Raw genomic sequence first — 23,850 nt, forward strand, 5'->3', positions numbered from 1 at the left:
TGAAGAGCAAGAGAAAAAAGCGGCCTGCGGGCCGCTTTTCTGCGATGGCTCCAAAGCCGCGATCAGATCTGGAATTCAGGTCCGTTGAATTCGGACTCGACATGGATCTTGCCCGCCAGGATGTCCTGCTGCAGGGCGGCGATGCGCTGGCGCACGGCATCGGGCGTGTCCGGGGCCATGATCAGGCGCACGGCGTCGGGCTGCTGCAGCCCCACCTTGAAGATCTTGCCGGCCTGGAACTTGCCGTCGGCCAGGTCCTTGCAGGCTTCGAACACGCCTATGCCCACGTCGGCCCAGGCCGAACCGATGAACACGTCCGGTTCGCGGGCAACCCAGTCGATCACGTTGCCGATCTCCTTGATGCCCAGCTCGCGACAGGCCTGGGTGGTACCGCTGCGGCCTTTGTTCAGCATGGTGTAGATGATGTCGGCGCCGGCTTTGGCCTGGGCGCGCGTCACGCGTTCGGCCAGGGCCGTGTCGTCCTGGTTGCCGGAGAAGTTGGTCAGCAGCTTGACGTCCGGATTGGCGTACTTCACGCCGGCGGCATACGAAGCCCGGGCGCGCAGGCCGGGCGGCACGCGGATGCCCGATTGGTGGGCGACCACGCCGGTCTTGGTCATCAGCGCGGCATAGGCGCCGGCCAGCCAGGCCGATTCTTCCTGGCGCACATCGTAGCTGCTCAGGTTGTCGGCCGTCACGGCGCCCTGGGTGACCACGAAGCGCACCTCCGGGAATTCCTTGGCAACGGCCAGGGCGGCGTCCGTGTTCTGGCCGCCGTGGGCGATGAGCAAGGCGGGTTTGTACTGCTTGGCCAGCTCGCGCAGGGCGGCGATCTGGGCCTGGGTCTCGTTGGCGACCTTGTCCTTGTAGTGGGCGGTGATGCCCAGGCTGTCCTGGGCCTTCTTGAAGCCCTGGTATCCGGCCTGCATGAAGCCGTTGTCGTCGATGTGGCCGCAGAACAGCGCGGCCACCACGGGTTTGCCGGCCGCGAAGGCGACGCGGCTCAGCCAGGGGGCCGTCAGGGCCCCGGCGCCGGCCGAAGCGGCGGCCAGCAGTAGTTGACGACGGGAAAGTCCTGCCATGATGGTGTCTCCTGTGTTGTACCCGGCGTGTGCGCCGGTGAAAAGTTTTTTTCTAATCTACAGGAGTTGAAAATGGTCCGCGCGCTCAAAGTTTAAATATCAAATATACGTTTTTACTTATATGTATATGCGTTCAATTTTGATGGCGCATTCCCCAGCGGCGTATCGTCAGGCGTTCCAGGTTCTCGAACACCAGGGTTTCGACCAGCAGGCCGATGGCGATCACGCAGATCAGCCCGGCGAAAACCTGGTCGGTGTTGAGCTCGTTGCGGTTCTGGAAGATGTACCAGCCCAGGCCCCCTGGCCGCTGGAGGCCGCCCCGAAGACCAGTTCGGCCGCGATCAGGGTGCGCCAGGCGAAGGCCCAGGCCAGGCGCAGCCCCGAGAACAGGGAAGGCAGCGCGGCGGGGATCAGGATGCGCATGGTCATCTGCAGGCCCGACAGGCCCAGGTTGCGGCCCACCAGCCGCAGGGTGGGCGAGACGCCGCCGAAGCCCGCGCAGGCGTTCAGGGCCAGCGGCCAGACCACCGAATGGATGATGACGAAGATCAGGCTGAATGTGCCCAGGCCGAACCACATCATGGCCAGGGGCAGCAGCGCGAGGGCCGGCAGGGGATTGAACATGGCCGTCAGCATGCCCAGCGTGGCCTGGCCGACGCGGCTGAGCATGGCGGCGCAGGTGATGGCGGCGGCCAGCAGCACGCCGACGGCATAGGCTTGCGCCAGCAGGCCCAGGGAAGTCAGGCTGCGCCTGATCAGCTCGCCGTCGAGCAGACCGTTGGACAAGGCCCGGGCTGTGTCCAGAAAAGTGGGCAACAGCAGAGGATTGTCGTTCCAGCGAGCCGCAAGCTCCCAGCAGAGCGCCAGGGCGGCCATCAGGGCGAACTGCAGGACCACGGGCTGCAGCAGCCAGTGCCGCCAGGGCCGGCGGTCGGCCGGCAGGCGGGCAGGAGCCAGCGGGTCCGGAACGTGGATCACATCCGGGCGAGGCGAGCGCGCGCTTGGGTTCATGCGGCCCTCCTTTGCGGCTGCTCCTGCGCCTGACCGAACAGCAAGTCGTGGATCCGGCGCACCTGTCGTTCGAAAGCGGGGCTGCCGGGCTGGTGCGCGCCTGCCTGCAGCTCCGCCCGGACCTGGCCGGGATGGGGGCTGAGCAGCAGGATGCGGGTGCCCACCAGCAAGGCCTCTTCGATGGAGTGCGTGACGAACAGCAGGGTCAGGCGCGTCTTGACGCTCAGGGCCAGCAGCTCCTGCTGCAAGCTGGCGCGGGTCAGGGCGTCCAGTGCGGCAAAGGGTTCGTCCATCAGCAGGATTTCCGGTTGCAGCGCGAAGGCCCGGGCGATGGCCACGCGCTGCTTCATGCCGCCGGACAGCGTGTGCGGGTAGGCGTGCAGGAACCCGTCCAGTCCCACTGACTGCAGGGCCTGCCGCGCCCGGTCCCGCGCCGGTTGCGCCGCCAGGCGTCCGCTGACGGTCAGGGCGAAGACCACGTTGTCCAGCACGGTCTTCCAGGGCAGCAACTGGTCGAACTCCTGGAAGACCACGGCGCGTTCCGGCGACGGCCCCTGGATGGGGCGGCCCTGCAGCTCCAGGACGCCGGACTGCAGCGGCAGGAAGCCGGCCACGGCCTTGAGCAGGGTGGATTTGCCGCAGCCCGAGGGGCCCAGCAGCACCAGCCTGTCATGCCGGTGCACATCGAAGCTGATGTCGTGGCAGGCCACGAGCTGCTCGCGGCCCTGGGGGTAGCGCAGGTGCAGTCCGCGGGCGCGCAGCAGAATGTCAGGCGTGGCCATGTCAACTGCCTCCCTGGACGGCGTCATCGGCAAAGAAGTAGTCCTGCCAGGAGCGTGGTTCGTTCTGGATGGCTCCCACCCGGTACATGAAATGGGCCAGCACATGGGTATTGCGCGGAGCCAGGTCGTAGCGCACCTCGGGCTGGGTCAGGACTGACAGCAGCAGGGCCTTGTCGGTGCTGGCGCCGGTGGCGCGCAGGTAGGCCTGGGCGGCGGCCTCGGGATCCTGGCGGGCGATCTGCGCCGCTTCCTGGAGTGCGGCCAGGAATGCGGCGTAGGTCTTGGGATTGCGGGAGCGGAAGCGCTCCGTGGCGTAGAGCACGGTGGCGGAACTGGGACCGCCCAGCACGTCATTGGAGTTCAGCACGATATGCGCATTGGGGTTGGCGGCCAGCTCCTGCTCCTGGAAGGGGGAGTTGGCGAAATGCGCGGTGATGTCCGGGCTGTTGGAGATGATGGCCGCCGCCGCGTCCGGATGCGGCAGCGTGAGCGTCAGCGCGTCGAGCTTGCGGTAGTTGGCCTCGCCCCATTTCCGGGCGGCGGCCAGTTGCAGGATGCGCGCCTGGACGGAGGTGCCCGCGGCGGGCAGGGCGATCCTGTCCCGGTCGGTGAAGTCCTCGATGCCGCGCACCTTGGGGTTGTGGCTGATCAGGTAGTTGGGAAAGCTGCCCAGCGAGGCCACGCCGCGCACGTCCAGCTTGCCGCGCGTCTTGTCCCAGATATTGAGCAGCGGGCCTATGCCGGCCGCGGCGATGTCGATCGAACCGGACAGCAGGGCGTCATTGATGGCCGGCCCGCCCGACAGGCGCACCCATTCCACCTCGATGGGCTGACCCAGCGCCTGACCGTGCTTCTGGATCAGGTTCTGGTCGCGAGCGATGTGCAGCAGCACGTACACGATGCCGTGCTGTTCCGAGATGCGTATCCTGCCTTCGGCCTGCGCGGCGGACATCGCGGCGCAGCACAGCGCCAGCAGCAGGGACAAGGAGCGCAGCCGGGTTCTTATGCCGTGGATCACGTAGGGACCTCCTGAAAGACGGTTGAGTCGCGCCGGATGGGCGATTGCCTTTCATTGTGGTCGGGGGCGCGCCGCGCCTGAACGACAGAAAGGCCATGTTCTTATGGCCTTGTGTCTTGTTTGCTTACGCCGGCGGGAGGTTCAACGCGGAAACAGCGCCACGATGGCGGCGACCGCCAGGGCCACGCCCGCCATGTTCACGAGACTGAGCTTTTCCTTGAAGAAACCGGCGCCGACCAGCGCGCCCAGGGAAATCACGCCGATGTTCATGGCCGAGAACACCAGGGTCGGATTGTCCGGGAAGGTTTGGTGCGCGCGGATGTAGAAATAGATGTTGCCGAAGTTCAGCAGGCCCAGCAGCAGGCCGGCCAGCAGGCTCGCGCGGTTCCAGCGGGTACGGCGCGCCAGCAGCCAGGCCAGGATCAGCACGCCCGCCAGCGAGAAGGACACCACCAGGCTGCTGGAAAAGGCGGCGCCTGCCTTGGAGAGCTGCTTGAACAGGATGTCGATGGTGCCGTAGCCCACCCAGACGGCCAGCAGCATGGCCGAGGAGCGCCCGTTCTGGGCCGGGCCGTCGGCCTGGCGGGGGCGCGCCAGCAGGCACAGCAGGGCCGTCAGGGCCAGGCCCACGCCCAGCAGCTTCTGTACGCCCAGTTGTTCGCCGAACAGCAGGAAGGCGGCCAGCAGCGGAATGAACAGGGAAAGGCGCTGGGCGGCGTCGCTGAGCACGATGCCCGCATGGCGCACGGCGGCGGCCATGGCCAGGAAGATGGTGGGCAGCAGCACGCCCAGGGCGATCAGGATCCACCAGGGGGTGGCCGGATTCAGCAGGCTAGAAGGATGCGGCTGCAGAAGAGCCACGGCCAGCAGCACCGCCACCAGGTAGTTCACGGCAATGGCCTGGCCCACGTCCACCTGTTTCTGACGGGCGACCTTGAGCAGGATGGAGACGGCGACGCTGCAGGCGACGCTGGCGATCAGGGTGTACATCTCAGAGAGCCTCGGTAAGGGCGACGAAACGAGTCTTGCCGGCGACCGGATGATCGTCGGCCAGGGCGGACTGCGCCGGTTGCAGGTCCAGGCGCGCGAACAGGTCCTGGTCGGCCGCGAACTGCGGGTTGGCGGTGGTCAGCAGTTGCTCGCCATAGAAAATGGAGTTGGCCCCGGCCATGAAGCACAGGGCCTGGGTGCTGTCGTCCATGGCTTCGCGTCCCGCCGACAGGCGCACGGCGCTGGTCGGCATCAGGATGCGGGCCACGGCGATGGTGCGCACGAACTCGAAGGGATCCAGGTCCTGGACCTCGCCCAGCGGCGTGCCGGGCACTTTGACCAACTGATTGATGGGTACGGACTCGGGATAGGGGCGCATATTGGCCAGTTGGGCCAGCAGGCCGGCGCGCTCGCGCCGGCTCTCGCCCATGCCGATGATGCCTCCGCAACAGGTGTTCAGGCCGGCGGCGCGCACGCGCTCCAGCGTGTCCAGGCGGTCCTGGTAGGTCCGGGTGCTGATGATCTCGCCGTAGAACTCGGGCGAGGTGTCCAGGTTGTGGTTGTAGTAGTCCAGGCCGGCGTCCTTCAGGCGCTCGGCCTGGCCGTTCTTGAGCATGCCCAGCGTCACGCAGGTCTCCAGCCCCATGGCCTTGACGGCGCTGACCATCTCGATGACCTGGTCCAATTGCTTTTCCGTGGGAGAACGCCAGGCCGCTCCCATGCAGAAGCGTTGGGCCCCCTGTTCCTTGGCCTTGCGCGCCGCCTCCAGGACCTGCGGCAGGGGCATCAGCGGTTCCTGCTCCAGTTCGGTCTCGTATTTGGACGATTGCGGGCAGTAGGCGCAGTCTTCGGGGCAGGCCCCGGTCTTGATGGACAGCAGGCTGGAGAGCTGTACCTCGTTGGGGCGGTGGTGGCGGCGATGGATCTCCTGCGCCTTGAACATCAGTTCCATGAAGGGCAGCTCGTACAGGTCCAGGATGGCGCGAATGGTCCAGGGGGAAGAAACAGTTTGGGTCATGGCATGCGGTCGCGTTCAGTTGTGCGGCCATGCTAGTGGTCGGCGGCGGCAAAGACGAATCGGCGGCAGGGACGGCGCCCCGCGCTGCCGGCGAGGCGGCGCATGGCTGAGTGCTTGTTTGCCGAACTTGAGCCTATAAGTTGCTAACTTCTGCTATTTATAAAGTAGCAAATTGTTTCATGGAAAATGTATTCAAAATGTTTCCCGTGTTTGGAAAGGCGCGGGGAAGGGACAAATGCTTTAGCGCTAAAATGCCTGGGTTTTTTCAGCCAAGGATTGCCATGCATGCGTTCGAGCGCCGCATCACCGTGGAGTGGGGGGATTGCGATGAGGCCGGTATCGTGTTCTATCCCAATTACTTCTACTGGTTCGATTGCACCTATCAGGCCTGGTTGCGCCGGGTCGGCTTGAGCCAGCGCGTATTGCGCCAGGAGCACGGGGCGGTGACGCCGCTGGTGGATGTGGGCGCGAACTTTCGCGCACCGGTCGCCTATGACCGCGACATACGGGTGTGCGTGCGGGTGGCGCAATGGTTGGAGCGGCGCTTCAAGCTGGATTACGAGGTCTACAACATGGACGGCCTGCTGGTGGCTACAGGTCATGAATGGCGGGCCTGGGCGCGGGTCCTGCCCGAAGGGCGCCTGAAGGGCGAGCCGGTTGCCGCCGATTTCCGCCGGCGTCTGGAAAGCGTCGGCGCGGACTGAGTCACGCCGGTTCGGACAGGCGCAGCCGTTGCTGCACCTGCTGCAGGCTGGGGGTGCCGTCCGGCCGGACGTAGACGAAGGCTAGCTGATTGAACAGGCGGGCCAGCCAGCGCGCTTGGTGCAGGCCGATGTCCAGCACCAGAAAGCCCGGTTCGGGCGGCCATTTGCCGGTCGGATCCAGGTTCACGGCGGGCCACCAGCGCAACCCCAGTTGCTGCAGCGAACGCAGCAGGGTTTCCTGCACGGCTTCGTTGAAGCTGTCGTCGCACAATTGGGCTTGCGGATTGTAGGCCGTCAGTATGGCGGCGCCGCGGCAGTTTTCCGTGTCGAGCCACCGGGCCAGGCGAGGGTGGTGCGCGCCGATGCGCAGCTTCAGTTCCCCTTCGGGAGTCTGCACCTGGTAGATGGCCTGCTGAAAGGCCTTGGACAGGGATGCGGGTAGATCAACCTTTTCAAGCATGATGCCGTCCTGCGTGTGCGTGGACCGCCGGGCCCGGTGCCGGAGCCAGTCAGCGGCCGGGCTGACTGGCGGCGAGTCGTGCAACCATTATTTGCACAATATCCGGACTCAGGCAAGTTCGGCCGCGCGCGGGTCCTCGATTCTGTTCCAGATTGCATACAGGCTGGGCAGGAAGAGCAGGGTCAGCACGGTGCCGACGGCGGTGCCTCCGATCAGGGTCAGGGCCATGGATCCCCAGAAGATGGAAAAAGACAGCGGGATGAACGCCAGCACGGCGGCCAGGGCGGTCAGGATCACGGGGCGGGCGCGCTGTACGGTGGCCTCGATCACCGCATCGTAGGGCGAGGCCCCTTCGGCGCGATTGGTCTTGATCTGCTCGATCAGGATCAAGGTATTGCGCATCAGGATGCCGGCCAGACCGATCAGGCCCAGGATGGCCGTGAAGCCGAAGGGCTGCTGGAAGATCAGCAGGGCCGGTACGCTGCCGATCAGCCCCAGCGGCGCGGTCAGGAACACCATGAACATGGCCGACAGCGAACGGACCTGGATGACGATGACCAGCAGCATCAGCGCGACCATGACCGGGAATACCGGCAGCAGCGCGTCGTTGGCCTTGTCGGCTTCGGCCGTGATGCCGCTCATCTCGATGCGGTAGCCCGGCGGCAGGGCGTCGATCAGCGGCTGGAAGTCGCGCATCAGGCGGTGCGCCACCTCGGCAGGCTGCAGGGCGTCATCGATGTCGCCGCGTATTGTCATGGTGGGCAGGCGGTTGCGGCGCGCCAGTGTCGGATCCTCCTGGAGGATCTCCAGCTTGCCGATTTGCTCCAGGGACAGGCTGCGGCCCTGGTCGTTGACGACCGTCAGGCCTGCCAGCCGGGCGGGATCATGCCGGTTGGCGCTTGAACTGCGCGCCACCACCAGGACATTGCGCACATCTTCGCGATACTCGGCGATCGTGGCGCCGTCCAACTGCAGCCGGATCTGTTCGGCCAGGCTCTGGCGGTCCAGGCCCAGGGCCTGCAGGCGTTCGGAATCGGCGTCCAGTTTCAGGACGGGCACGCGTCCGCCCCAGTCCACATTGACCTGGCGCATGGCCGGGTCGGCGCGCATGATGGCCATGGCCTGCTCGGCGATGCCGCGCAGGGCGGCCACATCCGGTCCGCGAACCAGGAATTCGACAGGATATTTGGTGGCCGGGCCGAACACCAGCTGGGTGGCGCGCACGCGCGCGCCGGGAGCAAGGCCGTCCGCCACGCTCTGCCGGAATCGGGCCTGCAGCGCGTCGCGCGCCTTGTCGTCGGGCGTCAGTACGATCAGCCGCGCGAACGAGGGATCGGGCAGTTCAGGGTTGTAGGACAGAAAGAAACGCGGCGCGCCCTGGCCGGTATAGCTGGTGACCAGGCGCGTTTCGGGCTGCCCCATCAGCCAGCGCTCCACCTGGCGGGTGACGGATTGCGTCGCCTGGATGCTGCTGCCTTCGGGCAACTGGACTTCCACCAGCAGCTCGGGCCGGTCCGAAGTCGGGAAGAACTGCTGCTTGACCAGCCCCATGCCCAGCACGGACAGCGCCAGCGCGAGCGCGACGACGGCGGCCACCAGGAACTTGTGGTGCACGGACCAGGCGATCATGCGTCGCAGGCGGGCATAGTTGGGCGTGTCGTAGATGGCCTGGTGGCCGCCCGGCCGCGCCGCGATGGGCGGCAGCAGCTTCACGCCCATGTAGGGCGTAAAGGCCACCGCCACCAGCCAGGAGGCGAGCAGGGCGGCGGCCAGGATCCAGAAGATATTGCCGGCGTACTCGCCGGCCGAGGAGCGGGCGAAGCCCACCGGCAGGAATCCGATGATGGTCACCAGCGTGCCTGACAGCATGGGCGCGGCCGTATGGTTCCAGGCATAGGCGGCGGCCTTCAGGCGGTCCATGCCTTCCTCCATCTTCACGATCATGATCTCGATGGCAATGATGGCGTCGTCCACCAGCAGGCCCAGCGAGATGATGAGCGCGCCCAGCGTGACGCGGTCGAACACCCGGTCCGTCATCATCATGATGACGAAGACCATGGCCAGGGTCAGCGGCACGGCGGCCGAGACCACGATGCCCACGCGCCAGCCCATGCTTGTCAGGCTGACCAGCAGCACCACGCCCAGCGCGGCGAAGAACTTCAGCATGAATTCGTCCACCGCCGAGGCGATGTTCACGGCCTGGTTGGTGACGGTGTCGAACTGGAAGCCCAGGGGCAGGTCCGCGGCGATGTCGCGGCGCGCCTGCTCCAGGTCCTCGCCCAGGCGCAAGCCGTTGTAGCCTTCCTGCATGACCACGCCCAGCAGCATGGCGAACTGACCGTTGTGATGGATCTCGAAGGTGGGCGGGTCCTCGTAGCCGCGCGTGACGCTGGAGATGGCCCGCAGGCGCAGGTTCGGGCCCTGCACGTAGACGTAGGTGTGGCGCACGGCCTCGGGGTCGTCCAGGCCGGCGGCCAGGCGCAGGTGGATGCGCGGCCCTTCGGTGCTGATAGCGCCCGCGGCCGTCATGGCGCCGCGCTGCGACAGGGCCGCCAGGATCTGCTGCGGGTGTACGCCCAGATTGTGCAGCTTGCCTTCGTCCAGGTCCACGAAGATGCGCTCGCCCTGTTCGCCCAGGATGTTGACCTTCTTGACGCCCGGCACCTGCAGCAGGCGGCTGCGCACGTTCTCGGCTTCACGCGCCAGCAGTCGCGGCGGCAGCCCCGGGGCCTGCAGGGCGAACAGGCCGAATGACACGTCGGAATACTCGTCGTTCACGAAAGGCCCCTGCACGCCTTGAGGCAGGCGCGGAGCCTGGTCCTGCAGTTTCTTGCGCAATTGGTAGAACTCGCTCTGCACGTCCTTGGGCGGCATGGAGTCCTTGAGCAGGACCACCATCAGGGCCGTGCCCGGCCGGGTGACGGTCTCGACGCGATCGAACCAGCGCAGCTCCTGCATGCGTTTTTCCAGGGGCTCGGCCACCAGGTCCTGCATCTCCTGGGCGGTGGCGCCGGGCCACAGGGTCGTCACCGTCAGCACCTTGACCGTGAAGTCCGGATCTTCGGCGCGCCCGAGCTTGATGAAGGAATACACGCCGGAGGCCACGACGGCGATGATCAGGAACAGGGTGACGGCGCGTTCACGCACCGCCAGGGCGGAGAGATTGAAGCGCTCCATCATTCACCCGCCTTGCGCGGCTGGGGGCGCACTTTCTGCCCTTCATGCAGGAGGTTAGCGCCCAGCGCCACGATGGCGGCGCCGGCTTGCGGCCCGTGGGAGAGATACGCGTTTTCTTCGGCCAGCCGGGCGATCTGCACGGCCTGCCAATGCACGGTGTCGTCTTCGGCGATGACCCAGACGCCCGGCCCCTGGCCGGCATCGTAGAGCGCCGTAATGGGCACCTGGTTCAGCCCCGCGGCGCCAGGCATGTCCAGGTAGACGATCGCGCTCGAGCCCAGGCGGGGCTGCGCCTGCTCGTCATCCAGCGAGAAGCGCGCCTGGTAGCTGCGCGTGGCGGGGTCGGAAGACTGGGCCAGCTCCCGCAAACGGGCCGGCGCGAAGGTCTGCCGGCCGGCGAGCTCGACGCGCGCGTGCGTGCCCGGGGGCACATCCATCTGTTCGGGCAGACTGACCAGCACGTCGCGCGGACCGTCGTGGGCGAGCTGGAGCACGGCCTGGCCGGCTCCGACCACCTGGCCGGCATCGGCCAGTTGCGCCGTGATCACGCCATCGGCCTCCGCCTTCAGGGTGCTGTACTGGTCTGCATTGCGGGATATTTCCGCCTGCGCCCGCGCCGACTGCAGATTGGCCTGTGCGCTGGTGGCGGCCTGGCGGCTTTGTTCGTAGGCCTGGCGCGAGACGGCGCCCTGGTCCACCAGCAGTTTCATGCGCCGCAGGTCGGCCTGGGCCTGCTCGGCCTGTGCGCGGGCCGCCTGCACGGCGGCCTGCCGGGCCTGGTGGTCGAGGCGAAGGTCCTTGGGATCGAGCGTCATCAGAACCTGCCCGCGCTCCACGCGTTCCCCGTTCTGGACCTGCCGCGTTTCTATCTTGCCGCCCACCCGGAAGCTGAGCGGACTCTCCACGCGAGCGCTGACCAGTCCGAGGAAACGGCGCTGTTCGGTCTGCGGCGGGCGGACCTGATCCTGGATGACCAGGGGGGGCTGGGTGCGCGGATCGACGTCATGGGCCTGGCCTTTGCAGCCCGCCAGCAGCAGTGCGGCGGTCAGCGCCAGAACAGGGGAGATGTGTCGCGTAAAGACCATGCCAGACTCCGGATGGGTAAAGATTATTTTGAATCGTAACTTTCAGGGGTTTCAAGGCATCAGGCTGCGCAGGATGAGCTGCGTGGCCACGTGCAGCCCCTGGCGGGTTTCGGCCGGGGGGCGCATCTCCAGCAGCACGGGATGCAGACAGGGGGTCAAAGCTTCGAGAATGCCCTGGGCCACTTCGTCCAGAGGCGTGCGCCGTTCGAAGTCGCCGCTGTCGCGCCCGCGGCGCACCAGGGTGGTGATCTGCTCCAGCAACTGTTGCTCGTACAAGGCCACGGGCGGCCAGGCGTTCTGCAGCGCTTCGATGACCACTTCGTGCATGCGGCCTTCCTGCAGGAACAGCTCCAGGCTGAGCGTGCAGGCGGTGTCGGTGTAGCGGCGCAGGCGTTCGATGGCGGGCAGATCGCTGTCCACGATGGCTTGCAGTTGCGTGGTCAGGCCGGCCAGCACGGAATGACAGATGGCCTGGCCTATGGCCTGCTTGGAGTCGAAGAAGCGGTACAGGTAGGCGCTGGACACCCCGATGGCTTTTGCCAGGCTGGCGACCGAGGTCTTGCGATAGCCGTACAGCCGGAAATGCGCATCGGCCTGTTCGATGATCTGTTCGCGTCTGTGGTGATCGCTGGGGCCGCGTTGTCCGCTGGTGCTGGCTGGCATGGGAAGGCGTGGTCAGGTAACGATAATGAAATACGTTAACCTTATCGAGCTCTGGCGGCAAGAGGCCCGGCTGCCGCGGGCCTGACGAATCCGATAAAATCAGCAGTTTGCGACAGCGGCTCAAAAGTAAATAGAGGATGTCATGAAGCGAGCGGTGCGGTTGGGGATCTGGGGCTTGTTGTGCGTGGCGCCGGCAGTCTGGGCGCAGGATGAAAGCGCGGAGTCGGTGATGCGCAACGTGGCGCAGAAAGCGTGGGAGTATGGGCAGGCGGTGTCCTGCATGGACATGGAGGGCAGCGAACAGATCTCTCCCGACCTGATCGCGGCCCTGCGGCCGTACCGAGGCGCCGATGATTATGACGATGCGGAGTATCTGGCATTCTGGGCGGGCGACGTGGGCTGCGCCGGCGGCTCGGGCACCACCGGCTACAACGCGGCTTATGTGATCCGGGGGCCGCGAGGCCAATATTACGTTGATCCGTCCCGTTCATCCCCTTTGGCCAGTTTCGAGTTCAACACGCGTTTCCTGGAGCGCATCGTCTCCGCCACGCACGATACGCTGGTGGTGGAGTATCTGGATTTCGACGAGGATGACTCCAATTGTTGCCCCACCTTGCAGTATCGCGCCACGCTCAAGCTCGACAAGCAGGGCAACTGGGTCCAGTCCAAGCGGCAGGCGCTGGGCAAACTGTCGACTGATTGAGCGACTTCGGAAGTCGGCGCCCATCGGACGCAGGTCGGCGGCGTCGACGATGCCCGTGTGGAGGCTGTTGTCTCTACGATAGCGGCGCAGGCCGCATGCAAGCCATGTCTTGCCGCATGGTGCAGGTCTGCATGGCCTGCGCGGGGGATCAAAAAACAAAAAGCCCGACGATGTGACATCGTCGGGCTTTGGAATTCTTTGGCGGAGCGGACGGGGCTCGAACCCGCGACCCCCGGCGTGACAGGCCGGTATTCTAACCAACTGAACTACCGCTCCGCAGCGGTGCCAAGCAGAAGCGTTGGCGTCCCCTAGGGGATTCGAACCCCTGTACCCACCGTGAAAGGGTGGTGTCCTAGGCCTCTAGACGAAGGGGACAGGACATGCATTTCTTCGTCTTGGTGGAGGTAAGCGGGATCGAACCGCTGACCTCTTGCATGCCATGCAAGCGCTCTCCCAGCTGAGCTATACCCCCATTTCGGTGTTCAACTTGTTGTCCACCAACGAAGAAATGAGATTATGAACATGTTTTTTGCTTTGCGCAAGCCCTTTTTGGAAAAAATGACCGAACAGCTCAAAAAAGTGCGTCTGGAAGGCGTATCAGCCTGCCTGTCTGTATGAAGATACAGTGAAAATGTGATTGTGAGCGCAGCGACGTTACATATGCGCGCAGGTGAATGCGGTCGGCGCGGGGCGTCAGGCGGCGAGACGCGGCATGACGATGCGCCGTTCCACGATGCGGCGCTCCGGTCTGAAAAGCTAACTTGTTTCGTCGCGTTGCAATTTCCGCCTGCTTGCACGGATCAACTTGTATCTTTTTTCACTCGCCGTCCGAATGCACCGATGCTTTATTTCAACGCCGCAAGCGCTGTATCAAGCGCTTCTTGATAAATGTCCCCAGTGCTGCAATCTATTAATGGTATGCTTCAGCGAGTAACATTTCACCTGCAATAATTACGTTTTGTAGGCCATTCCCGGAGCCTGCATTTTTTATTTAATGGCGCTATGTCAGCTAAGCAGTGCACATCTTCGTCCATGCCTGTCCCTGCGGACGCCCAAAGACGAATCAGCTTGGGCGCTTTGCTGATATGGGTGCTCTTGATCTGGCTGTTGCTGGTTTCGGCCACGGTCACCGTCATCTACAAGCAGAACCAGGCCAAGGCCCAGCTTCAGGCCGGCAGCGCACAGACGCATAAATTGTCCGAGATAAGCTATTGCGTGGGGCTGTCTGCGCCCGACAGCGCCACGCCGTCGCGGCTGCGCCGGCTGGACCAGCAGTTCCAGAACGTGGTGCAGTTGCTCAAGGAAGGCGGCACGGTGGACGGCGTGCGGCTGGAGCCGCTGGACAAGCCGCTCCTGGGGCTGGTCGGACAGGTCACCAACGAATGGCAGCGCCGCCTGATGCGGCTGGATTTCCCGGCTTCCCCCGATCAGGTGCTGCTGCCGGCCGCCACCCTCAGCGCCGAAGACTCCCTGTTCCGCCACAACACGCAGCAACTGCTGGATTCCTTCGAGCTGCAGCGCCAGAAGACGCAGGCCCGGCATCGCTGGACGGTGCTCGCGCTGCTGGGCCTGAACATACTGGCGCTGATCGGTTCATACCTGATGTTTCGCGCTTGGGCGGCCCAGCCCCTGAATCAATTGTCGGCTCAGGCCGGCGCTTTTTTCCGCGGCAATTATCGCGCCAAGAGCACGGCTTCGGGCACGCGTGAAATCAATTATCTGTCGCGGGTCCTGAACTTTTGCGGTTTGCGCATCCAGCAATTGGATGCGCAGCTTTCCATTCAGCAGCGCAATCTTGCACAGGTCAATGCCGCTTGCCGCAGCCTCAGCCATAACCCTTTGCTGGGCGTTTACATATCCAGCGAGGGCCGGTTCGATTTCGTCAACAAGAAGCTGGCCGATACGCTGGGTTATACGCGCGCCCAGTTGCGCCAGAACCTGACCCTGGCCGATGTCTTCCTGGAACCGCGCTTTCCTTCCTTGTCCGAGGTCGTTCCCAAGCGCCACCTGGGCGCCAACAGCGTGCGCTACGAGACCCGCGCCGTGCGCCATGACGGCAAGAGCATCGACGTGGAAGTGTGCGAGGTGCCCATACGCCTGGAGGGCCGCGTCACCACGGTGGCGGTGGTCCAGGACATCACCACCCGCGTGCGCAACGAAGTGACGGGGCGGCTGGCGGCCGTGGTCTACGACAACACGTGCGAGGCCATCGTCGTGACGGACCGCTTCGGGCACGTGGTCGATGCCAACCCGGCTTTCAGCCGCATCACGGGCTATGCGCTGGACGAGGTGCGCGGGCGCACCCTGGCCATCCTCAGTTCGGGCCGGCAGGACAAGGAGTTCTACCGCAAGATGTGGCAGGAGATCATCGAGACCGGCCGCTGGCAGGGCGATATCTGGAACCGTCGCAAGAGCGGCGAGGAATACGCGGAACGCCTGACCATCAGTACGGCATGGAATCCCGACGGCACGGTCTATCGCCACATCGGCCTGTTCACGGACATCACCAGCCACAAGAAGCGCGAGGCGCAGATGTGGAGGCAGGCGCACTACGATCATCTGACGGGCCTGCCCAACCGGCAGATGTTCCAGGACAGGCTGCAGCAGGCCATGGAGCAGTCCCAGCGCACCGGCCTGCCATTCGCCCTGATCTTCATGGACCTGGATTTCTTCAAGGACGTGAATGATTCGCTGGGCCACGAGAAGGGCGATGTCCTGCTGCAGGAGGTCGCGCGACGCCTGCAGCAATGCGTGCGGGGGCCCGATACCGTGGCGCGCATCGGCGGCGACGAGTTCACGGTGATCATCTCGGACATCAGCGACCCATCCATCGTGGAGCGCACCTGCCGCTGCATGCTGGACACCATCGAGGAACCGTTCCAGCTGGACAACAACTCCGTGGCGGTGTCGGCCAGCATCGGCATCACCCTGTATCCGGAGGACGGCGACGACGCCGGCGAACTGCTCAAGAACGCCGACATGGCCATGTACGCGGCCAAGGCCTGCGGCCGCAACCAGTATTGCCGCTTCCTGCCCGCCATGGGCGAGGCCGTCCAGGCGCGTCTGCGCTTTTCGCAGGATCTGCAGAACGCCTTGCATGAGCAACAGTTCCGCCTTTACTACCAGCCCATCGTCGACCTGGAGACCGGCATGATCTCGCGCGCCGAGGCCCTGATCCGCTGGGAGCATCCGCAGCTGGGGCTGGTGCCGCCGTCGGAATTCATCCCTTTCTCCGAAGATTCCGGACTGATCGTCGCGATCGGCGAATGGGTCTTCGAGACGGCCGCCCGGGCCGCCATGGAATTGCGGCGCGAGCTGGATCCAGGCTTCCGGGTCGGCTTGAACGTGTCGCCGGCGCAATTCAAGCTCAACGGCTCCTGCGCCCGCGACTGGGTCGAGCACCTGCAGAGCGAAAACATTCCGGGCGATGCGCTGGTGGTGGAGATCACGGAACGGCTGCTTCTGGACGGCCAGGATCAGGCCTTGCAGCAATTGCGCTTCCTGCGCGAATACGGCATGGGCGTGGCGCTGGACGACTTCGGCACGGGCTATTCGTCGCTCTCGCACCTGAAGCGCTTCTCCATCAATGTGCTCAAGATAGACCAGTGCTACATCCGCAACCTGGCACAGGGCAGCGAGGATCTGGTGCTGACCCAGGCCATGATCGTCATGGCGCAGAAGTTGGGCTTGCGCGTCGTGGCCGAGGGCGTCACCACCTACGAGCAAGTGGAGCTGCTGCATCACGCCGGCTGCGACTACATGCAGGGCTATCTCTGCTCGCCGCCCATCCCGGCCGCGGATTTCGTCCAGTGGTGCAAGGACTGGAATCGCGATCGCGCACAGGACTTCGTGCGCCGCACGCGCACGCGGTTCGAAGAGGAGTCCGCCTGAAAAAAAGAACAGGCCGGAGCCTGTTCTTTTTTCAGTCCGCGGTGCAGGCCCCGACGGCCCGCTTTCTCCTTCAGGCCGCCTCGTCCTTTCCGGCCGCCTTGCGCCGGCCCTGCCACAGCAGCAGGATCAGAATCAGTGCGGACCAGGCCAGCACGGGCAGATTGCCCATGCGCACATAGGGCGTCAGCCCCCGTGTGCCTTGGACTTCCACGTCCAGCACGCCTGGCTTGAGCGGCGGCAGGACGGCGCGGATGCGGCCGCGCGGATCGATGGCGGCCGTCATGCCGGTATTGGTGGCGCGCAGCATGGGCCGGCCGGTTTCCAGGGAGCGCATGCGGGAAATCTGCAGGTGCTGGCTGAGCGCCCAGGAGTCGCCGAACCAGCCCAGATTGCTCAGGTTCAGCAGCAGGTTGGCGCCGGGGTTGCGGCCGTCGCCGCGCACGGCCTGCAGGATTTCCTCGCCGAAGACGTCCTCGTAGCAGATGTTGGGCGCGATGCGGCCCTGGTCCAGGCGGAAGGGCGGCTGGGGCAACGCGCCGCGATAGAAGTCGCCCAGCGGGATCTGCATCATGTCCACGAACCAGCGAAAGCCCGGCGGGATGAACTCGCCGAACGGCACCAGGTGGTGCTTGTCGTAATAGGGGGCCGCGCTTTGCAGGATGTCCTCGGGACGGGTGTCCGGCCGGATCAGCAGGGCGCTGTTGGTGTACTGGAAGTCGCCCTGGGGCTGGCTGCGGTCCATGGGAACGCCCAGGATCACATCGGCCTGGCGGCGCCGCGCCAGCTCCGTCCAGTCCTGCCAGAAAGCGGGATCCAGGCGGTTCTGCAGGACGGGGATGACGGTCTCGGGCAGCGCGATCAGGCGCGGCGCGTCTTCCGGCGACTTGGCGGGCACGTCGGCCAGTTCGTAGTAACGCCGTATGCCCTGCTCCATGGACTGGCCGAACTTGTCCGCCTGGTCCACATTGCCTTGTACCAGGCGCACGATGAAGGGTTGGCCGTCGGCCTGCACCCAGGCGACATGGGGCAGGCCTATGCCCACCAGCCCGAGCAGCAGCGCCGCGCCGATGCCGATGGCGGTGGACGGGCTCTGGTTCTTGTCCTTGGAGGCGGCGAACTGGGCGATGGCGGCTGCGCTGAAGGCGGACATCCAGGCCAGCCCATACACGCCCACGACGGGCGCCCAGCCGGCGAACATGCCTTCGGCATGGGCGTAGCCGATGTTCAGCCACGGAAAGCCAGTGAACAGCGTGCCGCGCAGCCATTCGGCCAGGGTCCAGCAACTGGCCCAGGCGGCGGCCAGCAGCAGGCGGGCGGGCCAGGCATCGGCTCGCAGGCCGCTTCGCAGGCCCTGCCACAGGGCGGCCGCCAGTCCCAGGAACAGGGCCAGGGCGGCGGCCAGCAACAGCACGGCCAGCGCAGCCAGCCAGCCGGGCATGCCGCCGTACTGGTGCATGCTGATGTACAGCCAGTAGACGCCCACCCCGAAGTGGCCCAGGCCGAACAGCCAGGCGCGTCCGAAGGCCTGGCGCATGCCGGCGGACGCCATGATCTGCGAACTGGCCATGGCCAGCAGGGCGATCTGATAGAAGGGCAGCGTCCAGGCCGGCAGCGGGCCGATGGAGAAGGACAGGGCGTGGAAGCCGCCCAGTGCGATCAGCAGGGCGATGCGCAGGGCCTCTGGCAAGGGCTTGGGATCAGTTGTGTTCAAGATCGGGCTCGGCGGGAACGGCCCGCTGCACGTGCAGCCACAGGGCGCGTTTGGCATCGGCGCGCACCACCGTGATGCTGATGCCGTCCAGCTGGACGACGTCGCCCCGGCGGGGGATGTGGCCCAGCTCGGAAGCGAGCCAGCCGCCCACGGTGTCGAAGTCGTCGTTGGGCAGGGACGTGTGGAAGGCCTCGTTGAAATCCGGGATTTCCGTCAGCGCCATGACCCGCCAGCTGTCGGGGCTGGCCTGGAAGATGGTCTGCTCGGCATCCTCGTCGTATTCGTCCTCGATGTCGCCGACGATCTGCTCCAGCACGTCTTCCATGGTGACCAGGCCGGCGGTGCCGCCATGCTCGTCGATGACCACGGCGATGTGGTTGCGGCTGCTGCGGAACTCGTGCAGCAGCACGTTCAGGCGCTTGGTCTCCGGGATGAAGACGGCCGGCCGGATCAGCGGACGCAGGTCTATGGTCGGGTTGGCGATGGACAGCAGCAGGTCCTTGGCCAGCAGGATGCCGATGATGTTGTCGCGTTCGTTCTCGTAGATGGGGAAGCGGCTGTGCCCCGTTTCGATGATGACGGGCAGCAGCTCGGCCAGGGGCTTGGCGATGTCCAGCATGTCGATCTTGGAGCGCGGCACCATGATGTCCGCGACCGTCTTGCTGGCCATGTCCAGCGTGCCGGCGATCATGGAAAGGGATTCGTCGTCGATGACCTGGCGCTCGTGCGCCGAGACAAGCAGGGCCTTGAGGTCTTCTCGGTCTTCGGGCTCGGCGCGCCGGTTGAAGAAGGCACTCAGGCGGGAGATGGGGTTGGTCGAACCGGGTTTGGAAGCGCGCGGTTCAGGGTCGGGGGCAGAATCTGACATTGTCCGAAGGACGAGTTGATGGAAAAGTTAGCATAACCGAAAAATGGACGCAGGACATGGGCTGGAAGGGGCCTGGCCGCGGCGGCCGGCGCCCCTTGCGGGCTAGCGTTCCTGGTAGGGATCGGGAATGCGCAGGCTGGCCAGCACGGCCGTCTCCAGCGCTTCCATGTCCTGCGCCTCGTTTTCCTCGATGTGGTCGTAGCCCAGGGCGTGCAGGGTGCCATGGACCACCAGATGGGCGGCGTGATGCAGCAGGGGCTTGCCCTGCTCGCCGGCTTCGCGTTCGAGCACGGGCAGACACAGCACGATGTCTCCGTGGACCACGCCTTCCGGATCCTGGCCGTATTCGAAGGTCAGCACGTTGGTGGCGTAGTCTTTCTCGCGGTAGCCCTGGTTCAGGCTGCGGCCTTCCTCGGCATCCACGATGCGCAGGGTGGCCGACAGGCCGCTGAAACGGTCTTCGGGATGGATGCGTTCGCAGGCGATGTCCAGGGCGCGCTGCATCCAGCGGCGCAGGCGCCAGCGGGGCAGTTCGGGACAGGCGGCGGCGTACTGGACGCTCAGGGTCAGGTCAGGCATCGCCGGCATTCTCGTAGGCGTCCACGATGCGGGCGACCAGGGGATGGCGCACCACGTCGCGGCTGGTGAACTGGGTGGAGGCGATGCCCTGCACGTCCTTCAGGATGTTGACCGCGTGGGTCAGGCCGCTGCGCTGACCCTTGGGCAGGTCCACCTGGGTGGGGTCGCCGGTGATCACGGCCTTGCTGCCGAAGCCGATGCGTGTCAGGAACATCTTCATCTGTTCGGGCGTGGTGTTCTGGGCCTCGTCCAGGATCACGAAGGCATGATTGAGCGTGCGCCCGCGCATGTAGGCCAGCGGGGCGATCTCGATGGTCTGCTTTTCGAACAGGCGCTGGACTTTCTCCAGGCCCATCAGGTCATAGAGGGCGTCGTAGAGCGGACGCAGGTAGGGGTCCACTTTCTGGGCCAGGTCGCCGGGCAGAAAGCCCAGGCGTTCGCCTGCTTCCACGGCCGGACGGGTCAGGATCAGGCGCTGCACCGATTCGCGCTCCAGGGCGTCGATGGCGCAGGCGACCGCCAGCCAGGTCTTGCCCGTGCCGGCCGGTCCGACGCCGAAGGTGACGTCGTGGTGCAGTATGTTGCGCAGGTAGTCGCGCTGGCGCGGCGTGCGCGGGCGCAGGTCGCGCTTGCTGGTGCGCAGCTGGAAGTCGTCCTGGCCCACCGGAGGCGGTTCCGGCAGGGCGTCCTGCTGGCGTTCTTCGTCTCGGCTGCGGCTGGCGCCCAGCTCCACCAGGCCCAATTGGATGTCGTCGATGTTCAGCGCCTGGTGCACGGCGCGGGCGTGGAACCAGGCGATGGCCTTGGCGGCTTCGGCAGCGCGCTCGCCTTCGACGGACACGTGGCTGCCGCGCCGGCGCACCGTGACGCCGTAGGCGATGGCGATCTGCTTGAGGTTCTCGTCCAGCGGGCCGCACAGATTGGCCAGGTGGGTGTTGTCCCCGTCCAGGCGCAGCGTGGTGGGCATGCGTCGTCGGTTGGCGCTCATGTCAGGCTCCCGTTACGAGTTCCTGCGTGAGGACTTCGCCGCGCAGGGTATTGGTCAGCGCCTGGGTGACGCGCACGTCCACGATCTGACCGATCAGGCGCTTGCCGCCGGGGAAATTGATGATGCGGTTGTTCTCGGTGCGGCCCATCAGCTCGGATTCGTCCTTGCGCGAGGTGCCTTCGACCAGGATGCGCTGCACGCCGCCCACCATGGCCTGGCTGATGGCCTGCGCCTGTTCGTTGATCAGGGCCTGCAGGCGGTGCAGCCGGTCCAGCTTTTCTTCCTTGGAGGTGGTGTCCTCCAGGTCCGCGGCGGGCGTGCCGGGACGGCGTGAATACACGAAGGAGAAGGACTGGTCGAAGTTGACGTCGCGTATCAGCTTGAGCGTCTTCTGGAAGTCGTCCTCGGTCTCGCCCGGGAAACCCACGATGAAGTCGGAGGACAGCACCATGCCGGGGCGCGCTTCGCGCAGGCGGCGCACGATGGACTTGAATTCCAGCGAGGTGTAGCCGCGCTTCATGGCGGCCAGCACGCGATCGCTGCCGGCCTGCACGGGCAGGTGCAGGAAGGGCACCAGCTTGGGGAGCTTGCCGTGGGCCTCGATCAGGCGCGAGGTCATCTCCTTGGGGTGCGAGGTGGTGTAGCGGATGCGTTCGATGCCGGGGATCTCGTGCACGTACTCCAGCAGCATGGCGAAGTCCGCGATTTCGCCGGCCACGCCGGTGGGGCCGCGGTAGGCGTTCACGTTCTGGCCCAGCAGGGTGACTTCGCGCACGCCCTGGTCGGCCAGGTCCGCGATCTCCATGAGCACGTCGTCGAAGGGACGCGAGACTTCAGGACCGCGGGTGTAGGGCACCACGCAGAAGCTGCAATACTTGCTGCAGCCTTCCATGATGGACACGAAGGCCGAGTAGCCTTCCACGCGGGCCGGCGGCAGGGCGTCGAATTTCTCGATTTCGGGAAAGCTGATGTCCACCTGCGAGCGGCCGCTGTTGCGCCGCTTGACGATGAGTTCGGGCAGGCGGTGCAGGGTCTGGGGGCCGAAGACCACGTCCACGTAGGGGGCGCGGCGGATGATGGTGTCGCCTTCCTGGCTGGCCACGCAGCCGCCCACGCCGATCACCAGGTCCGGGTTGAGGGCCTTCAGGTGTTGTACACGGCCCAGGTCGGAGAATACTTTTTCCTGCGCCTTCTCGCGCACCGAACAGGTGTTGAACAGGATGATGTCGGCTTCTTCGGGATTGGTGGTCAGTTCCACCGGCCGGTCCTGGTTCAGGATGTCGGCCATTTTCTCGGAGTCGTACTCGTTCATCTGGCAGCCGAAGGTGCGGATGAAGAGCTTGCGGACAGGCTTGGCGGCGTTGTCCGCGCTGGCGGGCGTGGGCAGGGTGGTGTCGGTCATGGATGGGGCCGTGACGGGTGTATATCCCGGGGGCGGTTGGAAATGATGAATCGCTCATTATAGCGCCGCCGCCTGCAGGGCGGAAAAAAAGCCCGTGATGCTGCCGCGCAGGCTGGGGGCTGCTTGCTGAGCATGGGGCGTCTTTTTATTGGGCGGTCCAGTGTTCCGGCAGTAAAAAAGCTTTTGCATTGAATATAGAACCTGAGTCGACCAGTCGATAGCAGAGCTGGCCTTTGTAAAGACGCCGTTCGGGAAGTGGGCGGACCCGTCTGGGCTGACGGCTTGCCGGTGCTGCGCACCGGTGCCCTTGTCGGCGGATCGCTCCGGGCGCGCCTTGAACTCGCCGCGTGGTTCGTGCCGAACCACAAGCGTGCGGCTCAAACAGCAAGGCGCTTGCCTCCCGGATCGCTCCCCCGCCTGCGGCAAGCCATCTGACCCGCCCTGCCGGGTCCGCCCACTTCCCGAACGGCTCACAATGGCCACCTTATCGACCAGTCAACGAACGCGTTTTGCCGATAAAGAGGGTCTTTCTCGTCGCATTGTGGCCTTTGAGTGTTGCTCTTGATGTTTTGGACGTCTGTGCACTGCCGCCCAGGCCCCCTCAAGAAAACCGAGACTTTCCACCGCTTGGCCCAAGAAGCCTCTGTCCTTCTGTGATGGCCCTGGAAAACGACGAAGCAAAAAAAACCCGGCATGAGCATGCCGGGCTTGAGTGAAAGGAAAGGAAGGAAGATCAGCCTTCCAGGACTTCGCCGCCTTCGTCCTTCTTGATGGGCTTGACCAGGTCCTCGCGCTTGACGCCCAGCCACATGGAGATGGCGGCGGCCACGAATACGGAGGAGTAGATGCCGAACCAGATGCCGATGGTCAGGGCCAGGGAGAAGTTGTGCAGGGTGGGGCCGCCGAAGAAGAAGATCGACAGCACCATCATCTGGGTGGAGCCGTGGGTGATGATGGTGCGCGAGATGTTCTGCGTGATGGACAGGTCGATGATGTCGGACACGGACATCTTGCGCTGCTTGCGGAAGTTCTCGCGGATACGGTCCATGACCACCACGGATTCGTTCACGGAGTAGCCCAGCACGGCCAGCACGCCAGCCAGCACCGACAGCGAGAATTCCCACTGGAAGAAGGCGAAGAAGCCCAGGATGATGACCACGTCGTGCAGGTTGGCGATGGCGCAGGCCAGCGCCAGCTTCCATTCGAAGCGAAAGCCCAGGTACAGCAGGATGCCCGCGACCACGAAGGCTAGCGCCATCAGGCCGTTGTGCAGCAGTTCCTGGCCCGCCTGCGGGCCGACGAATTCGACGCGACGCAGCTCCACGTCGGCGTGCTGCTGCTTGAGGGCCTGCAGGACCTGGTCGCTTTGCTGGGCCGAGTCCTTTCCGTCCTGCACGGGCAGCCGGATCATGATGTCCTGGGAAGTGCCGAAGTTCTGGACCTGGAAGTCGGAGTAGCCCAGCGACTGGACCGAGCGGCGCACTTCCTCGACCTGCACGGTCTGCTGGTAGTGCACTTCCATGACCGTGCCGCCGGTGAATTCGATCGACAGGTGAAAGCCGCGCAGGACGATAAACACGACCGCCGCGATGAAGGTCAGCAGACTGATCAGGTTCAGCACCAGTGCATGGCGCATGAACGGGATGCTGCGGTGAATACGAAAAAATTCCATGATGCGTTATGCCTGTTGTGGGGCCTGGCCGGCGCCTGCCGGCGCG

General features: G+C 65.2%; 18 protein-coding genes, 3 tRNA genes and 1 pseudogene. 3 read left to right on the plus strand and 19 right to left on the minus strand.

The window, feature by feature from the left end; translation table 11 throughout:
• Positions 1–62 precede the first annotated feature (62 nt).
• The 6 genes and pseudogenes from ACWPWO_RS03700 to bioB all read right to left on the minus strand — a co-directional run bounded on the left by ACWPWO_RS03700 (position 63) and on the right by bioB (position 5,901).
• The gene (locus ACWPWO_RS03700; RefSeq protein ID WP_454004500.1) at positions 63–1,082 is read right to left on the minus strand and encodes a BMP family protein; all 1,020 of its coding nucleotides are present in this window, start codon (positions 1,080–1,082) and stop codon (positions 63–65) included.
• A 133-nt stretch (positions 1,083–1,215) separates the two neighbouring features.
• Positions 1,216–2,093, minus strand: a pseudogene (locus ACWPWO_RS03705) (ABC transporter permease).
• Complete coding sequence (locus ACWPWO_RS03710; RefSeq protein ID WP_454004502.1) at positions 2,090–2,875, minus strand: ABC transporter ATP-binding protein; 786 nt, start codon at positions 2,873–2,875, stop codon at positions 2,090–2,092. Before ACWPWO_RS03710 ends, ACWPWO_RS03705 begins: the two are co-directional and overlap by 4 nt.
• A gap of 1 nt (position 2,876) precedes the next feature.
• Positions 2,877–3,827 (minus strand): ABC transporter substrate-binding protein, encoded by a 951-nt coding sequence (locus ACWPWO_RS03715; RefSeq protein ID WP_454006262.1) that lies wholly within the window; start codon positions 3,825–3,827, stop codon positions 2,877–2,879.
• A gap of 207 nt (positions 3,828–4,034) precedes the next feature.
• On the minus strand, positions 4,035–4,883 hold the full coding sequence (locus ACWPWO_RS03720) for an EamA family transporter (RefSeq protein ID WP_454004504.1): 849 nt from the start codon (positions 4,881–4,883) through the stop codon (positions 4,035–4,037).
• Position 4,884: 1 nt separating this feature from the next.
• Positions 4,885–5,901, minus strand: a complete 1,017-nt coding sequence (gene bioB, locus ACWPWO_RS03725; protein WP_394064202.1) for a biotin synthase BioB — start codon at positions 5,899–5,901, stop codon at positions 4,885–4,887.
• Positions 5,902–6,182: 281 nt separating this feature from the next.
• Here bioB and ACWPWO_RS03730 point away from each other — a divergent pair, with 281 nt between their 5' ends.
• Positions 6,183–6,605 carry an acyl-CoA thioesterase gene (locus tag ACWPWO_RS03730; RefSeq protein WP_454004507.1) on the plus strand — a complete coding sequence of 141 codons (423 nt, stop codon included), beginning with the start codon at positions 6,183–6,185 and terminating at the stop codon, positions 6,603–6,605.
• 1 nt (position 6,606) lies between these two features.
• On the opposite strand, the gene ACWPWO_RS03735 is transcribed toward ACWPWO_RS03730, so the two are convergent.
• The 4 genes from ACWPWO_RS03735 to ACWPWO_RS03750 all read right to left on the minus strand — a co-directional run bounded on the left by ACWPWO_RS03735 (position 6,607) and on the right by ACWPWO_RS03750 (position 11,990).
• Entirely contained in the window at positions 6,607–7,065 is a 459-nt protein-coding gene (locus ACWPWO_RS03735; protein ID WP_454004509.1) for a DUF3293 domain-containing protein, read from the minus strand.
• 108 nt (positions 7,066–7,173) lie between these two features.
• Positions 7,174–10,245, minus strand: a complete 3,072-nt coding sequence (locus ACWPWO_RS03740; protein WP_454004511.1) for an efflux RND transporter permease subunit — start codon at positions 10,243–10,245, stop codon at positions 7,174–7,176.
• Positions 10,242–11,327: an efflux RND transporter periplasmic adaptor subunit gene (locus ACWPWO_RS03745; RefSeq protein WP_454004513.1), complete on the minus strand. Its 1,086-nt coding sequence runs from the start codon at positions 11,325–11,327 to the stop codon at positions 10,242–10,244. The genes ACWPWO_RS03740 and ACWPWO_RS03745 overlap by 4 nt, the downstream gene beginning before the upstream one ends.
• Before the next feature lie 51 nt (positions 11,328–11,378).
• Positions 11,379–11,990, minus strand: a complete 612-nt coding sequence (locus ACWPWO_RS03750) for a TetR/AcrR family transcriptional regulator (protein ID WP_454004514.1) — start codon at positions 11,988–11,990, stop codon at positions 11,379–11,381.
• Positions 11,991–12,132: 142 nt separating this feature from the next.
• Between ACWPWO_RS03750 and ACWPWO_RS03755 the strand changes: the two genes are divergently transcribed.
• Positions 12,133–12,693, plus strand: coding sequence for a hypothetical protein (locus ACWPWO_RS03755; RefSeq protein ID WP_454004516.1), 561 nt, complete (start codon positions 12,133–12,135; stop codon positions 12,691–12,693).
• Positions 12,694–12,892: 199 nt separating this feature from the next.
• Here ACWPWO_RS03755 and ACWPWO_RS03760 read toward each other — a convergent pair.
• The 3 genes from ACWPWO_RS03760 to ACWPWO_RS03770 form a co-directional block, all read right to left on the minus strand.
• Positions 12,893–12,969 (minus strand) — tRNA-Asp (locus tag ACWPWO_RS03760).
• A 23-nt stretch (positions 12,970–12,992) separates the two neighbouring features.
• Positions 12,993–13,068 (minus strand) — tRNA-Glu (locus ACWPWO_RS03765).
• 21 nt (positions 13,069–13,089) lie between these two features.
• Positions 13,090–13,165, minus strand: a tRNA-Ala gene (locus ACWPWO_RS03770).
• A 596-nt stretch (positions 13,166–13,761) separates the two neighbouring features.
• On the opposite strand from ACWPWO_RS03770, the gene ACWPWO_RS03775 reads away from it, so the two are divergent.
• Entirely contained in the window at positions 13,762–16,584 is a 2,823-nt protein-coding gene (locus ACWPWO_RS03775; protein WP_454004518.1) for an EAL domain-containing protein, read from the plus strand.
• Positions 16,585–16,654: 70 nt separating this feature from the next.
• On the opposite strand, the gene lnt is transcribed toward ACWPWO_RS03775, so the two are convergent.
• The 6 genes from lnt to secF form a co-directional block, all read right to left on the minus strand.
• The gene (gene lnt, locus ACWPWO_RS03780) at positions 16,655–18,295 is read right to left on the minus strand and encodes an apolipoprotein N-acyltransferase (protein ID WP_454004519.1); all 1,641 of its coding nucleotides are present in this window, start codon (positions 18,293–18,295) and stop codon (positions 16,655–16,657) included.
• Positions 18,282–19,163, minus strand: a complete 882-nt coding sequence (locus ACWPWO_RS03785) for an HlyC/CorC family transporter (protein ID WP_454004521.1) — start codon at positions 19,161–19,163, stop codon at positions 18,282–18,284. The genes lnt and ACWPWO_RS03785 overlap by 14 nt, the downstream gene beginning before the upstream one ends.
• Positions 19,164–19,265: 102 nt before the next feature.
• Positions 19,266–19,742: an rRNA maturation RNase YbeY gene (gene ybeY / locus ACWPWO_RS03790; RefSeq protein ID WP_454004522.1), complete on the minus strand. Its 477-nt coding sequence runs from the start codon at positions 19,740–19,742 to the stop codon at positions 19,266–19,268.
• Positions 19,735–20,730 (minus strand): PhoH family protein, encoded by a 996-nt coding sequence (locus tag ACWPWO_RS03795; protein ID WP_454004524.1) that lies wholly within the window; start codon positions 20,728–20,730, stop codon positions 19,735–19,737. Before ACWPWO_RS03795 ends, ybeY begins: the two co-directional genes overlap by 8 nt.
• 1 nt (position 20,731) lies before the next feature.
• Positions 20,732–22,132, minus strand: coding sequence for a tRNA (N6-isopentenyl adenosine(37)-C2)-methylthiotransferase MiaB (gene miaB / locus ACWPWO_RS03800; RefSeq protein WP_394064226.1), 1,401 nt, complete (start codon positions 22,130–22,132; stop codon positions 20,732–20,734).
• 733 nt (positions 22,133–22,865) lie between these two features.
• A complete protein-coding gene (gene secF / locus ACWPWO_RS03805; RefSeq protein ID WP_454004526.1) occupies positions 22,866–23,804 on the minus strand; it encodes a protein translocase subunit SecF in 939 nt (312 codons plus the stop codon).
• Positions 23,805–23,850: the final 46 nt, after the last annotated feature.

The sequence above is a fragment of the Alcaligenes sp. Marseille-Q7550 genome (genome assembly GCF_965112015.1).

Coding starts and splice junctions, on each gene's coding strand:
- ACWPWO_RS03700 (WP_454004500.1), bottom strand. CDS start 1,082: ATGGCAGGACTTTCCCGTCGTCAACTACTGCTGGCCGCCGCTTCGGCC.
- ACWPWO_RS03710 (WP_454004502.1), bottom strand. CDS start 2,875: ATGGCCACGCCTGACATTCTGCTGCGCGCCCGCGGACTGCACCTGCGC.
- ACWPWO_RS03715 (WP_454006262.1), bottom strand. CDS start 3,827: ATGTCCGCCGCGCAGGCCGAAGGCAGGATACGCATCTCGGAACAGCAC.
- ACWPWO_RS03720 (WP_454004504.1), bottom strand. CDS start 4,883: ATGTACACCCTGATCGCCAGCGTCGCCTGCAGCGTCGCCGTCTCCATC.
- bioB (WP_394064202.1), bottom strand. CDS start 5,901: ATGACCCAAACTGTTTCTTCCCCCTGGACCATTCGCGCCATCCTGGAC.
- ACWPWO_RS03730 (WP_454004507.1), top strand. CDS start 6,183: ATGCATGCGTTCGAGCGCCGCATCACCGTGGAGTGGGGGGATTGCGAT.
- ACWPWO_RS03735 (WP_454004509.1), bottom strand. CDS start 7,065: ATGCTTGAAAAGGTTGATCTACCCGCATCCCTGTCCAAGGCCTTTCAG.
- ACWPWO_RS03740 (WP_454004511.1), bottom strand. CDS start 10,245: ATGATGGAGCGCTTCAATCTCTCCGCCCTGGCGGTGCGTGAACGCGCC.
- ACWPWO_RS03745 (WP_454004513.1), bottom strand. CDS start 11,327: ATGGTCTTTACGCGACACATCTCCCCTGTTCTGGCGCTGACCGCCGCA.
- ACWPWO_RS03750 (WP_454004514.1), bottom strand. CDS start 11,990: ATGCCAGCCAGCACCAGCGGACAACGCGGCCCCAGCGATCACCACAGA.
- ACWPWO_RS03755 (WP_454004516.1), top strand. CDS start 12,133: ATGAAGCGAGCGGTGCGGTTGGGGATCTGGGGCTTGTTGTGCGTGGCG.
- ACWPWO_RS03785 (WP_454004521.1), bottom strand. CDS start 19,163: ATGTCAGATTCTGCCCCCGACCCTGAACCGCGCGCTTCCAAACCCGGT.
- ybeY (WP_454004522.1), bottom strand. CDS start 19,742: ATGCCTGACCTGACCCTGAGCGTCCAGTACGCCGCCGCCTGTCCCGAA.
- ACWPWO_RS03795 (WP_454004524.1), bottom strand. CDS start 20,730: ATGAGCGCCAACCGACGACGCATGCCCACCACGCTGCGCCTGGACGGG.
- miaB (WP_394064226.1), bottom strand. CDS start 22,132: ATGACCGACACCACCCTGCCCACGCCCGCCAGCGCGGACAACGCCGCC.
- secF (WP_454004526.1), bottom strand. CDS start 23,804: ATGGAATTTTTTCGTATTCACCGCAGCATCCCGTTCATGCGCCATGCA.